Origin of the sequence: Brevundimonas sp., assembly GCF_036405315.1 — a bacterium.
Lineage (GTDB): Bacteria > Pseudomonadota > Alphaproteobacteria > Caulobacterales > Caulobacteraceae > Brevundimonas.
The window spans coordinates 1-12,643 of the sequence record NZ_DASWXW010000155.1 but is presented as its reverse complement, the minus strand read 5'-3'; the positions used below and the strand labels follow the sequence as shown (position 1 = coordinate 12,643).

The 12,643-nt window shown below is 68.1% G+C and carries 12 protein-coding genes and 1 tRNA gene; 8 read left to right on the top strand and 5 right to left on the bottom strand.

Annotated elements, in window-relative coordinates:
* Positions 1 to 79: 79 nt before the first annotated feature.
* The 3 genes from VGE49_RS09600 (at position 80) to VGE49_RS09590 (ending at position 5,228) form a co-directional block, all read left to right on the top strand.
* Positions 80 to 745: a hypothetical protein gene (locus VGE49_RS09600; protein WP_331034335.1), complete on the top strand. Its 666-nt coding sequence runs from the start codon at positions 80 to 82 to the stop codon at positions 743 to 745.
* A 110-nt stretch (positions 746 to 855) separates the two neighbouring features.
* The gene (locus tag VGE49_RS09595; protein ID WP_331034334.1) at positions 856 to 1,992 is read left to right on the top strand and encodes an efflux RND transporter periplasmic adaptor subunit; all 1,137 of its coding nucleotides are present in this window, start codon (positions 856 to 858) and stop codon (positions 1,990 to 1,992) included.
* A gap of 2 nt (positions 1,993 to 1,994) precedes the next feature.
* Entirely contained in the window at positions 1,995 to 5,228 is a 3,234-nt protein-coding gene (locus tag VGE49_RS09590) for an efflux RND transporter permease subunit (RefSeq protein WP_331034364.1), read from the top strand.
* On the opposite strand, the gene VGE49_RS09585 is transcribed toward VGE49_RS09590, so the two are convergent.
* On the bottom strand, positions 5,225 to 5,779 hold the full coding sequence (locus VGE49_RS09585) for a c-type cytochrome (RefSeq protein WP_331034333.1): 555 nt from the start codon (positions 5,777 to 5,779) through the stop codon (positions 5,225 to 5,227). The two genes, VGE49_RS09590 and VGE49_RS09585, sit on opposite strands and share 4 nt — an antisense overlap.
* Positions 5,780 to 5,927: 148 nt before the next feature.
* Between VGE49_RS09585 and VGE49_RS09580 the strand changes: the two genes are divergently transcribed.
* Positions 5,928 to 6,200, top strand: a complete 273-nt coding sequence (locus VGE49_RS09580) for a FeoA family protein (protein WP_331034332.1) — start codon at positions 5,928 to 5,930, stop codon at positions 6,198 to 6,200.
* Positions 6,200 to 8,098 (top strand): ferrous iron transporter B, encoded by a 1,899-nt coding sequence (gene feoB, locus VGE49_RS09575; RefSeq protein ID WP_331034331.1) that lies wholly within the window; start codon positions 6,200 to 6,202, stop codon positions 8,096 to 8,098. The genes VGE49_RS09580 and feoB overlap by 1 nt, the downstream gene beginning before the upstream one ends.
* A gap of 138 nt (positions 8,099 to 8,236) precedes the next feature.
* On the opposite strand, the gene VGE49_RS09570 is transcribed toward feoB, so the two are convergent.
* Both VGE49_RS09570 and VGE49_RS09565 read right to left on the bottom strand, forming a co-directional pair.
* The gene (locus VGE49_RS09570; protein ID WP_331034330.1) at positions 8,237 to 8,863 is read right to left on the bottom strand and encodes a TetR/AcrR family transcriptional regulator; all 627 of its coding nucleotides are present in this window, start codon (positions 8,861 to 8,863) and stop codon (positions 8,237 to 8,239) included.
* Positions 8,864 to 8,885: 22 nt separating this feature from the next.
* Positions 8,886 to 8,960: transfer RNA gene (locus VGE49_RS09565), tRNA-Thr, on the bottom strand.
* A gap of 51 nt (positions 8,961 to 9,011) precedes the next feature.
* On the opposite strand from VGE49_RS09565, the gene VGE49_RS09560 reads away from it, so the two are divergent.
* Positions 9,012 to 9,362 (top strand): DMT family protein, encoded by a 351-nt coding sequence (locus VGE49_RS09560; protein ID WP_331034329.1) that lies wholly within the window; start codon positions 9,012 to 9,014, stop codon positions 9,360 to 9,362.
* On the opposite strand, the gene VGE49_RS09555 is transcribed toward VGE49_RS09560, so the two are convergent.
* Positions 9,363 to 9,800: an HIT family protein gene (locus tag VGE49_RS09555; protein WP_331034328.1), complete on the bottom strand. Its 438-nt coding sequence runs from the start codon at positions 9,798 to 9,800 to the stop codon at positions 9,363 to 9,365.
* A 115-nt stretch (positions 9,801 to 9,915) separates the two neighbouring features.
* Between VGE49_RS09555 and VGE49_RS09550 the strand changes: the two genes are divergently transcribed.
* Both VGE49_RS09550 and VGE49_RS09545 read left to right on the top strand, forming a co-directional pair.
* Entirely contained in the window at positions 9,916 to 10,272 is a 357-nt protein-coding gene (locus tag VGE49_RS09550) for a phage holin family protein (RefSeq protein WP_331034327.1), read from the top strand.
* A 70-nt stretch (positions 10,273 to 10,342) separates the two neighbouring features.
* Positions 10,343 to 10,918 (top strand): DUF2239 family protein, encoded by a 576-nt coding sequence (locus VGE49_RS09545; protein WP_414643631.1) that lies wholly within the window; start codon positions 10,343 to 10,345, stop codon positions 10,916 to 10,918.
* Here VGE49_RS09545 and VGE49_RS09540 read toward each other — a convergent pair.
* Positions 10,915 to 12,387 carry a D-alanyl-D-alanine carboxypeptidase family protein gene (locus tag VGE49_RS09540; RefSeq protein WP_331034325.1) on the bottom strand — a complete coding sequence of 491 codons (1,473 nt, stop codon included), beginning with the start codon at positions 12,385 to 12,387 and terminating at the stop codon, positions 10,915 to 10,917. The genes VGE49_RS09545 and VGE49_RS09540 overlap by 4 nt on opposite strands.
* Between the last annotated feature and the right edge of the window lie 256 nt (positions 12,388 to 12,643).

Below are 12,643 nucleotides of genomic sequence, written 5' to 3'. Positions count from 1 at the left end.
GATCGTTCTGGGCCTGGCGTCGGCGTCGCCCGTCCTCGCCGGGGCCTGGAGCCTGCCGAAAGGGCAGGGACAAACGATCGTGAAATACGAGTCGATGCGCGCCGACCAGGCCTTCGGCCCCCTCGGAGGCCGGTTCGACCTGCCGACGGAACGGGTGGATCGCTCGGCGTCGGCGTTGATCGAATACGGACTGACCGACCGGCTCACCCTGCAGATGAAGGGCGAGTGGCAGGAGGGGCGTGACGCCTACGTCGATTTCGACGGGCGCGGCCCGCTCGAGATCGGGGCGCGCTGGCAGGCCTATCGCGACAACGACAAGGTCGTGGCGGTCTATGCGGGCTATGCCCAGGGCGGCGCGGGGCGCAACGCAGGCTATGCGCCGCCGGGCGCTGGCGACAGCGACTGGGAGGTGCGGCTGCTGGCCGGCCGAAGCTGGCTTGGTTCGCGCGCCTTCGTCGAGGGGCAGGCGGCGCGTCGCTGGCGTCAGGGGCTTCCCGACGAGGTGCGGGTCGACCTGACTGCGGGGGCTCACGTGAACGACAACTGGATGCTGATGGGGCAGGCTTTCGGCGGGGCGGCGGACAAGGCCGTCGACGGTTCCGGCGCGCGCTGGCTGTCGCTGGAGGCCACGGCTGTTCGTCACATCGGCGACTGGAGCGTGCAGGCGGGCTGGCGGCATACGGTCGCGGGGCGCGACACCCCCGTGGCGCACGGGCCGATCATCGGGGTTTGGCGACGTTTTTAGGCGCCTTTTCCGCGACGGAAACCAACCACGCCGACGTTACAGATACTTTATTTGCGTAACGGCCATGACCCGCTAAGCGGGACCGCTTGTTGTCGGGGAGACTGCGTCGCGTGTTCAAGCGCCATTTTTTCATTATCGCGGCGGCCTGTCTGGTGGGGCTCATGGTCCTGGCGGCGGTTCTGAAGATCGCCTTCGCAGACGACAGCCAGGGCGGGGCGGGCGGCCCCGGCGGACGGGGCGGACCCGGCGGCGGACGCGGTCAGGCGGTGGCTGAGGCCGTCGCGATCCCGCGCGAGTTCGCCGATCAGATCCGGGTCCTGGGCGTGGCGCGCAGCAAGCGTTCGGTCAACATCACCTCGAACACGACCGAGCTGATCACCCGCGTCATGTTCACGGACGGCCAACGGGTCGCGGCCGGGGCGCCTCTGGTCGAGCTTCAGGCGCGCGAGGAGGACGCCGACCTGATCCAGGCGCGGGCTCAACTGGCCCAGGCCCAGCGCGAATATGACCGCTTCAAGCTTCTGGCCGAGCGCGGCGTGGCGCCGCGCGTCACGGCCGAGACGGCCGAGACGGCGCTTCAGACCGCCCGCGCCGCCGTCGCGGCGTCCGAAGCCCGTCGCGGCGACCGCGTGCTGCGCGCGCCCTTCGCCGGGGTTCTGGGTCTGACGACGGTGACGCCGGGCACCCTGATCTCGCCCGGATCGGTCATCACCACCCTGGACGACACCAGCGCCATCCGCGTCGATTTCCCGCTGCCGGAACGTTATCTGGGCGTGCTGCAGGTCGGCGCCCCCCTGATCGCTACGGCGGACGCCTACGCCGGCGAGACCTTCAGCGGCCGCATCGCCCTGCTGGACACGCGCGTCAACGAGCAGACCCGCGCCGTCATCGCGCGCGCCGAGTTCGCCAACCCCGGCGCCCGCATTCGCCCCGGCATGATGATGCGCGTGGCCGTGCAGCAGGGCCGCCGTCAAAGCCTCTCGGTCCCCGAAGCCGCCGTGCAGTATGAAGGCCAGGGCGCCTTCGTCTATCGCATCGCGCGCGGCGAGAAGGGCATGACCGCCCAGCGCGTCGAGGTGCAGACCGGCGCCGTCGAGGGCGGTTTCGTCGAAATCCTGTCCGGTCTGGACAACAACGACCGCGTGGTCGCGTCCGGCCTGAACCGCATCCAGCCGGGCGCGCCCGTCACGGTCGGCGGCGCCGGCGACAAGAAGGGCGGCGCGCGCGCGTCCCAGGCGGCCCGCTGATGATGCTGTCCGATGTTTCGGTCCGTCGCCCCGTTTTCGCGGCGGTGGCGGCCATCGTCCTGTGCGTGATCGGGCTAGCGGCCTTCTTCTTCCTGCCGGTCCGTGAACTGCCGGACGTCGATCCGCCGATTGTTTCGGTCAACACCAGCTACGCCGGCGCCTCGGCCGAGGTGATCGAAAGCCGGATCACCGAGCCGATCGAGCAGCAGATCGCCGGCATCCAGGGCGTCGAGCGCATCAACTCGACCAGCCGTGACGGGCGCTCCAATGTGAACATCGAGTTTTCGCTGGACCGCAACATCGACGACGCCGCCAACGACGTGCGCGACCGCGTCTCGCGTGTTCAGGGGCGTCTTCCAGATCAGGCGGACCCGCCGGAGGTGGCCAAGGCCGATTCCGACAGCCAGCCGATCATGATCATGTTCCTGCGCTCGACGACGATGAACCGTCTGGAACTGACGGACTACGCCGACCGCTATCTGGTGGATCGCTTCGCCACCGTGCCCGGCGTGGCCCAGGTCAACATCTTCGGTGAGCAACGCTACGCCATGCGCATCTGGCTGGACGCCGCCGCCATGGCCGCGCGCGGGCTGACGGTCGCCGACGTCGAGACCGCCCTGACCAACCAGAACGTCGAACTGCCCGCCGGTTCGCTGGAGTCGACCCAGAAGGACTATACGGTCCGCGTCGCCCGCACCTATGCGCGGCCCGCCGACTTCGCCCAGTTGCCCATCGGCACGCGAGGTTCGGCCTCGACGGCCACGGGCGCCCAGTCGTCGGGCACGCTCGGCGCCGCCTCCGCCGCCATGACCAACGGCGTGACCGGCGCCCTGCTGGGCAATGCGGCCTACGTCACCCGTCTGGGCGACATCGCCCGGATCGAGGAGGCCCCCGCCGAGGCGCGCCGCCTGTTCCGCGGCAACGGCATTGACCAGATCGGTCTGGCCGTGACCCGTCAGGCCCAGTCCAACGACCTGCAGATCTCCGAGGGCGCGCGCGCCCTGATGGAACAGGTCAAGCCGACCCTGCCGCCGGGCACGACGCTGGAAGTCGGGTCCGACAACTCGGTCTTCACCGCCCACGCCATCGACGAGGTCTGGATCACCATCGGCATCTCGATGGCGCTGGTGGCCCTGGTCAACTTCATCTTCCTCGGCAGCCTGCGGGCGGCGATCATCCCGTCGGTGGTGGCGCCCATCTGCCTGCTGGCGACCTTCATCGTCCTGGCGCCGCTGGGCTTCTCGCTGAACCTGCTGACGCTGCTGGCCCTGGTGCTGGCTATCGGCCTGGTGGTGGACGACGCCATCGTCGTGGTCGAGAACATCCAGCGTCGTCTGGATCAGGGCGAGCCTCCGCTGGTCGCCGCCGAGCGTGGCGCGCGTCAGGTCTTCTTCGCCGTCGTGGCCACGACCGTGGTCCTGTTGTCGGTGTTCGCGCCGCTGCTGTTCCTGCCGGGCTATGTCGGTCGTCTGTTCGTCGAGCTGGCGGCGGCCATCGCCGCGGCCGTGGCCTTCTCGGCCTTCCTGGCGCTCAGCCTGTCGCCCATGCTGGCGTCCAAGATCCTCAAGCCGGCCCAGACCGGCGGCTGGCTGGCGCGTCGCGTCGACCGGGCGATGGATGCGCTGAAGAACTCTTACGCCAACTCGCTGAACGCACTGCTGGGCCGCCGCGCGGCCGTGGGCGGGGTGATCGGCCTGATCGTTCTGGTTGCGGCCGGAGCAGGCGGCATCTTCCTGCTCCTGCCCAGCGAACTGGTGCCGAACGAAGATCGCGGCCGCGTCCAGATTCGCGTTCAGGGGCCGGAGGGCGCGGGCTTCGACTACACCCGCAAGATCATGCTGGGGCTGGAGCCTATTCTCGCCGAGTATCGTGAGAACGGCGAGGCGACCAACTACCTGATCTCTTCGCCCGGCTTCGGCGGCGGCAGCTACAACTCGGGCAACGGGGTGCTGAACCTGGCCGACTGGTCCGTGCGCGATCGCTCGGCCGACGAGATCGCGCAGGAGCTGAACGGCAAGCTGCGCAGCCAGACGGACGCCCAGGTCAACGCCTCGACCCCCGGCGCCTTCCAGCGCGGTGGCGGCAACTCCAACTCGATTGAGATGATCGTCACCGGCGCCGAATACGGCCCGATCTACAACTGGCTGCAGCCCATTCTGGCGGCGGCGCAAGAGAACCCGGGCTTCTCGCGTCCGCGGCTCAACTATGAGCCGAACGCGCCGCGTCTGCTGGTCGACGTCGATCCGCAGAAGGCGGCCGCCCTCGGCGTGTCGTCGCAGCAGATCGGCCGCGCGCTCGAGACCATGTTCGGATCCCGCCGCGCCACCACCTACATCAAGGGCGGTCAGGAATACGACGTCATCCTTCAGACCGATCGCGACAACCGTCGGGGCGTGGCCGACCTGCAGGCCCTCTATGTCTCGACCGGCGCGGGCCAATTGGTGCCGCTGTCGGCGGTGGTCACGACCAAGACCTCGGGCGACACGCCTGACCGTCGCCGCCTGGATCGTCAGCGGGCCATCACGCTTCAGGCCGACCTGAATCCGGGCATGACCATCGCCGATGCGGTCAGCTTCCTGAACGCCGAGGCCGCCAAGCAGCCGCAAGGCCTGGCCACCATCCGCTGGGGCGGGGCGGCGCGCGATCAGCAGGAGGCGGGCAGCGCCGTGGGCTGGGCGTTCGCCCTGGCCCTGCTGCTGGTCTTCCTGGTGCTGGCGGCCCAGTTCGAGAGCTGGATTACGCCCGCGGTCATCATGCTGACCGTGCCCCTGGCGGCGGCGGGCGGCCTGTTCGGCCTGTTGATGGCGGGCTCCAGCCTGAACATCTACAGCCAGATCGGCCTGATCATCCTGATCGGCGTGGCGGCCAAGAACGGCATCCTGATCGTCGAGTTCGCCAACCAGTTGCGCGATCAGGGCCGGAGCATCCGCGAGGCCATCATCGAGTCGTCGGCCCTGCGCCTGCGCCCGATCATCATGACCTCGATCGCCACCGCTTTCGGCGCCCTGCCGCTGATGCTGTGGCAAGGCGCGGGCGCGGGCAGCCGCCAGACCATCGGCGTGGTCATCTTCACGGGGGCGATCTTCGCCACCATGCTGACCCTGTTCGTGGTGCCGGTGATCTATGGCGTGCTGGCGCGCTTCACCAAGTCGCCGGAATACACCGCCCGCAAGATCGAGGAGTGGGAGGCCCGGGAGATCGCCGAGGGCAAGACGCCGGACATGACCCCCAGCTAATCGCTCTGGGCTGATCGGTCAGGAAGCGGGGCCGTCGCGGCAGCAGCGGCCTTCGCCGTTTCCGGTTGGTAGCCGGTCTCCACCTTCAGGAAGGCGATGACGTCGCGGCGGTCCGTGGCGTCACGCAGGCCGGCGAAGGTCATCTTGTTGCCGGGAAGGAAGGTCTTGGGGTTCTCAAGCCAGTGATCCAGCTTGTCGGCGTCCCAGACGAAGTCCGCCGTCCGCAGGGCGTGCGAGTAGCCGTACTTGTCCAGGGCCCCGGCCTGACGGCCGAAGACCCCGTACAGGTTCGGACCCGCCATGTTCGGGCCGCCGGGCGTGATGGTGTGGCAGGACCGGCAGCGGGCGAAGGCGCGGCGGCCGTTCTCCAGATCGCCGGCGTTGTAGGGGGCGGGCAGGGTGGCCAGCACGGCGACCTTTTCGGCCTCGGTCAGGGCGGGCGGCGGCGGGGCCTTGGGCGTCGCGTCGGCGCCGGGGGCGGTGTTGTCGCCGCAGGCCGCCAGGGCCAGCGAAGCGGTCAGGGTGGCGGAAAGCATCAGGTGGGTGCGCATGGCGAACTCCATAGGCCAGACGCTCTTGATAGCCGATGGGCGATTGGTCGCAACGGCGCCGGTTATCGTTACTGGACGCGAACCGTTCGCAGCTGATAATCACTGTCAACTTAAGTGAGCGGCGCCGGGCGCCGTCGTAATGAGCGCCATGACCGACACCATCAAACTCAGCCAGGCCCGCCGCGGCGATCGCGGCGTCATTGTTCAGGTCGGGGCCCACTGCCACCACCAGGACCACGAGGTCGAGCTGGAACGCCGTCTGCTGGAGCTGGGCTTCGTCGAGGGCGCGCGCGTCGAACTGCTGCATGAGGGTCTGTTCGGTCGCGATCCCATCGCCATGAAGGTGGACGACATGCGCGTGGCCCTGCGTCGGCACGAGGCCGCCAGCCTGACCATCCGTCTGGATGGAGGAAACGCCTGATGGACATGGCCGTTCGCCCCACTCGCCTTGACGTGGCCCGTATCGCCCTGGTCGGCAATCCCAACAGCGGCAAGACCGCCCTGTTCAACGCCCTGACCGGCGCCCACCAGAAGGTCGCCAACTACGCCGGCGTCACCGTTGAGCGGAAGGAGGGGCGCATCCACGCCGCCGACGGCCGCACCCTGTCGGTGCTGGATCTGCCGGGCACCTATTCGCTGCGCGCCCGCAGTCTGGATGAAGAAGTCACCCGCGACGCCGTCCTGGGCGCCCTGCCGGGCGAGACGCCGCCGGACGTGGTGGTCTGCGTCGCCGACGCCACCAATCTGCGTCTGGTGCTGCGTCTGGCGCTGGAGCTGAAACAGGTCGGTCGGCCGATGGTGCTGGCCCTCAACATGTTCGACATCGCCCAGCGTCAGGGCTTGCGGATCGACCTTGAGAAGCTGTCGGCCGAGATCGGCGCGCCGGTCGTCACCACGGTGGCGACGCGCAAACGCGGCATCGCCGAACTGGTCGCCGCCGCGCAAGGACAGGCCGATCAGGCGGTGGGCGAGACCCGCAGCGAATGGCATGCTCCTTCCCCCGCCGAGATTCGTGACGCACACCGCGAGGCCGAGCGCATCATGAAGGCCTGCGTCCGCCCGCCCGAGCGGCCGGACACCCTGACAGGCAAGATCGACAGTGTGCTGCTGCACCCGATCGCCGGTCTGGTAATCCTGCTGGGCATCCTGTTCATCATGTTCCAGGCGGTCTTCACCTGGGCCACGCCGGCGATGGACGGCATTGAGGCCTTTTTCGCCCTGGTCGGCGGCTGGGTCGCCACGGTGCTGCCGGATCAGGGTTTCACCGGCCTGTTGCAGAGTCTGATCGTCGACGGCCTGATCGGCGGGGTCGGCAGCGTCCTGGTCTTTCTGCCGCAGATCCTGATCATCTTCCTCTTCATCATCGTGCTGGAAGATTTTGGCTACATGGCCCGCGCGGCCTTCCTGATGGACAAGATCATGGGCGGAGCCGGCCTGCACGGCCGCGCCTTCATCCCCCTGTTGTCCAGCTTCGCCTGCGCCATTCCCGGCATCATGGCCACGCGGGTGATCGAGGCGAAGCGCGACCGCCTGACCACCATCCTGATCGCCCCGCTGATGACCTGTTCGGCGCGCATCCCCGTCTACACCCTGATCATCGCCGCCTTTATTCCCAACGAGACGGTCTGGGGCTGGGCCAGCCTGCAAGGCCTGGTGATGTTCGGTCTCTATGCGGCGGGCATCGTCAGCGCGCTTCTGGTCTCGCTGGTGATCCGCCGGGTCTTCTGGCGCGGCGCGGTCGAGCCCTTCATGATGGAACTGCCCGCCTACAAGACGCCCGACATCAAGAGCGTGCTGTTCAATCTGTGGCTGCGGGCCAAGATCTTCCTGCGACGCGCGGGCAAGATCATCCTGCCGCTGATGATCATCGTCTGGGCGCTGTCGACCTTCCCCTATCCGCCGGAAGGGGCGACGGGACCGGCCATCGACTATTCCTTCGCCGGCATGATCGGCAAGGCGCTGGAGCCCGTCTTCGCGCCCATCGGCTTCAGCTGGCAGATGGTGGTGGCCCTGGTCCCCGGCATGGCCGCGCGCGAGGTCGCCGTGGCGGTGCTTGGAACGGTCTATTCGATCGCCGGAGCCGAAGAGAACGTCGGCGCCCTGGCCTCGGTCCTGTCGGCCGACTGGTCGCTGGCCACCGGCCTGGCCTTCCTGGCCTGGTATGTCTTCGCGCCTCAGTGCCTGCCCACCCTGGGCGTGGTCCGGCGCGAGACCGGGTCGCTGAAGTGGACCCTGATCATGGTGGGCTATCTGTTCGGCCTGGCCTATCTGGCGGCCTTCATCGTCTATCACGTCGCCGTGGCCCTGGGCGGGGGGTGAGTCAGATCTCTTCTCCCCACTTTGTGGGGAGGGGGGCCGCGAAGCGATGGAGGGGCTCGGTTGAGCTTGGGCTGGCCCGCCCCTCCGCCTCGTCGGCTGCGCCGCCGATCCACCTCCCAACTTCGTAGGGAGGAGAAGTCAGCGCCCCGTCGTCAGCTTCACCACGATGTGCGCCGTGGTGTCGATGATGGCCTCGGCCGTGTCGGCGCGGCGCATCAGGGCGAATCCGGCGGCCACGGATTCCACCAGATTGGCGGTCTCATAGGACGTCAGGCGCGGGCTCAGGCCTTGGGGGTGCATGCCGTTGGCCTTGGCCTGGGCGATGCGGCGTTCCAGCGCCAGGTGCAGTCGTCGCATCCGCTTGATGCGGGTCTCGGCGAAGCCCGGCTCGCCCTTGTCCGCCAGCATATGCTCGACCCGCAGAACCGGGCCGTGGTCGTTCCACAGGGCCAGCACCTCCAGCACATAGGCGCGGACGGCGTCGAAGGCGCGGTCGCCGGTCCAGTCGGCGTGGATGTGCCGCGCCAGCCGCTGGAAGTCCTCGCCCGCCTCCTCGCAGAGGATCAGCAGGCCTTCCTCGACGGATTTGAAATAGGTGTAGAAGGTCGGCGCCGAGACGCCCGCCGCCAGCGCCACGTCGGCGGCGCGGATCTCGCCCAGATGCTTGTGGTTCAGCAGGCCGCGCAGGGCGTCGAGAATAGCCCGGCGGGTGCGCGCCCCGCGCGTCCCGATCTTGTGGCCCAGCTTGTTGGTCGTCTCGGACATGGGGAGGAGGCGGCCGGAAAAATGGTGCCGGATGCAGGATTTGAACCCGCGACCTTCGGTTTACAAAACCGCTGCACTACCACTGTGCTAATCCGGCGTTGCGGGCCTTATGCTGGCGGAATCTCTCTGACGCAAGCACAGTCCGCCCATGCCGATGACGCCCTATCTCACGCCGATCCTTTTGCTGGCCTTGTCCAACGTCTTCATGACCTTCGCCTGGTACGGCCATTTGAAATTCGGGGCCAAGCCCTTGTGGATCGTGGTGATCCTGAGTTGGGGGATCGCCTTTTTCGAATACTGCCTGGCCGTGCCCGCCAACCGCATCGGCCATCAGGTCTATTCGGCGGCCGAGCTGAAGACCATGCAGGAGGTGATCACCCTGGTGATCTTCGCCGTCTTCTCGGTGCTCTACCTTGGCGAGAAGCTGACCCTGAACCATCTGGTCGGCTTCTCGCTGATCGCGGGCGGGGCCTTCTTCATCTTCAAGGGCCCGCTCTGATCAATCCAGTTCAGCGGCGATCCGGGCGGCCAGGGCCTTAAGTTGCTCAGTGTCGGCCATCGGCGCGTGGCCGTGGCCCTTCATGGCGCGGTCGGCCCAGCGCGGGACGATATGGAAATGCAGGTGGAAGACGGTCTGGCCGCCAGCCTCGCCGTTGAACTGCATCAGGCTGAGGCCCTCTGGCTTCAGCGCCTTTTCGACCGCGCGCGCGGTGCGCTGGACGGCGGCGATCAGCTTGGCGAGCGCCTCCGGCTCGACCTCCAGCAGGTTACGCGCCCGCGAGGTCTTGGAGACGACCAGAACATGGCCCTCGGACTGGGGAAAGACGTCCATGAAGGCCAGGACGTCGTCGTCTTCCCACACCTTCACGCTGGGGATCTCGCCGCGCAGGATCTTGGCGAAGATGTTGTCGGGTTCGTAGGCGCCGTGAAGGCTCATGGGGAGGCTCCGTCAGAGGTGTCGCGCCGAGGCTAGCAGGGCAGGGCGAATTTCGCACGGGAGCGAAACACCATCTGACGCACTATATGGTCAAGGTTCACGGAGATTGCCTTCCATGCTGCGTTTCATCGTTCAGGCTATCGTCACCGCCCTCGGATTGTGGCTGTCCGCCAGGGTCGTGCCGGGGGTGGACTTCACCTCGACCGGGTCGCTGGTCGCGGCGGCGGTGATCCTGGGCCTGGTCAACGCCATCGTGCGGCCGATCATGGTGATCCTGACCCTGCCGCTGACCATTGTGACGCTCGGCCTGTTCCTGCTGGTTGTGAACGCGGCGATGATCGGGCTGACGGCCTGGTTCCTGGGCGGGTTCGCGGTCAACGGCCTGTGGGCCGGGATCGGCGCGGCCATTGTGACGGGCGTGGTCAGCTGGATCGCCGCCAGTCTGTTCGGCGAGGGTGAGCGCGCTCGCTGAACGACGCCGGCGATATTGACGGCTATATTTTACCCGGGTAAATTATCTCGACCTGTTCGGGGAGATGATGATGCCGACCACAAGTTGCACCGCCTTCGCCGGCGAGCGTCTGATCGCCAGCGGCGCGCCCTCCGTGGTCCTGGTGGCGGTGAAGGCCGCGCATGATGCGGGCGAGGCGGTGCTGATTTTCGACGACGCCGACGCGCGTTCGGTGGAGTTCGACCTGCGCGGTGATCTGGCGGCGGTTCTGGCGCGACTGACGCCGGACGAGCCGGTCGAGAAGCGTGGACCGGGGAGGCCCAAGCTGGGCGTGACGGCGCGCGAAGTGACCCTGCTGCCGCGTCACTGGGATTGGCTGGCGGCCCAGCCGGGTGGAGCGTCCGTGGCGCTGAGGAAGCTGGTGGAAAACGCCCTGCGCGAGGCCGAAGGGCCGGATCGCGTGCGCCACAGCCGCGAGGCCGCCTATCGCTTCATGACGGCCATGGCGGGGGACCAGCCCGGCTATGAGGAGGCGACGCGGATGCTGTTCGCGGGCGACTGGGCGGCGTTTGACGCCGCCATCGAGGCCTGGCCGTCGGACGTGGCCGACTACGCCCGGCGTCTGGCCGAGGGCGGCTGGCGCAACGGTCAGGGCAGGGGCGTCTAGCTGGGGCGGATGACCATGCAGGTGACGCGACGTTCGCCCAAGGCCTCGCAGGCGGCTTCGGCGGCGGCCTGGGTCATGCCGGTGAAGCGCGAGCGGTACCAGCCGTCGGCGTTCTGAACGTCGCGTTGCGCCTCTGTGAACTGGGTGCGGAAGCGACGGCTGACGTCGTTCAGCCAGGTGCGCGCTACGGTCTCGTCACGGAAGGCGCCGACCTGAACCGTCCAGCGGCCCGCGGACTCGCGAGCCGGCTGGCGGGCCGCTTCACGTGTCGATGCGCGCGTCGGGGTGGCGGCGGAGGACGAACGGCGCGTGGCGCTCGTCGACCCGCCGTTCAGCGAGGCGGTCAGGTTCTCGGGCGTGCGGGGGGCCTCGGCGCGCTGGACCGGCGCGGCGGCGCGGGGCGTTGCGGCGCGAGGGGCGGCAGCCCGCGCCGAGGGCGGCGGCGTCACCTGGGTCGGCAGGTTGGCGGGCGGCGGACCGGCGACATAGGCCACGGCGGTCGAGCCGATGCCTTCGCCGTCTTCATCCGAAGCCGAAGCGTATTCGACTGGCGGATTGGGATCGGCGCTGATGCCGTAGCCGCGCTGTTCGAAGAAGGCCTGGGCCACCTGGATGCGCTCGCCCTGACCGCGCCGGCGCTGGACCTCGAAGCCTGTGTCCATCAGTTCGGCCACGTGGGCGTTGCGGCTGGCGGTCGAGCGCCCGCCCATGACGATGGTGATGATCCGCTTGCCGTCGCGCACCGAGGAGGCCGCGAGGTTGTAGCCCGAGGCGTTGGTGAAGCCGGTCTTGATGCCGTCATAGCCGCGGCCCGTGGCCAGCAGACCGTTGGTGTTCCGATAGTCGCGACCGTTGTAGTACCAGTCGTGCAGGCCGAGGTAGCGGTAGTACTGCGGGTAGTCGCGCATCACCGCGCGGCTCAGGATCGACAGGTCGCGGGCGGTCGTCGCCTGGCGCGTGTCGGGCAGACCGTTGGCGGTGGTGAAGCGGGTGTGCTCCATGCCCAGTTCGCGGGCCTTAGCCGTCATGCGGGCGGTGAATTGGGCCTCGGAGCCGCCGATGTGCTCGGCCAGGACCACGGCCATGTCATTGGCGCTGCGGACCGCCGTCGCCTTCATGGCGTCTTCCAGGCTGATCGACTGGCCGGCGGCCAGGCCCAGCTTGGACGGGGGCTGCGAGGCGGCGCGCGGCGAAACGGTGAGATTGTCGGTCAGCTTGACCTTGCCGGACTCCAGCGCCTCGAAGGTCAGGTACAGGGTCATGACCTTGGTGATTGAGGCCGGATAGCGCCGGGCGTCGGCGAAGCGCGAGAACAGCACCTCGCCCGAGGCGGCGTCGACCACGATCGAGGCGTAGCGCGAATTGTCCGAGGATTGCGCGACCGGCGGCGGCGCGCCGAGGGCGGGCGTGAGGACCACGCCCCCCAGAACAAGGGCGGCCAGGAAGCGACGGCGGAATGCAGCGTTCATGGTCAATCTACTAGCCTCGTCACTGTGGCGCGAAGACGACCCTGATCACCGCGCGTTACAAAGGCTAACATCGGACTCGTGGGTTTCGAGAGGGTTAACAAGCCGTCAACGGAGTTGTGATCGCCGGGCGCTGCGCAGGTGATCGGCGTTCATATGTTGCGTCGCACAATTTTCACTTGAAGTCATTTCGCACTTGCACCATATGACCCCTGTCGCGATGAACGTCGTTTGTCGTGAAATCCTTTATCCGCTTCGG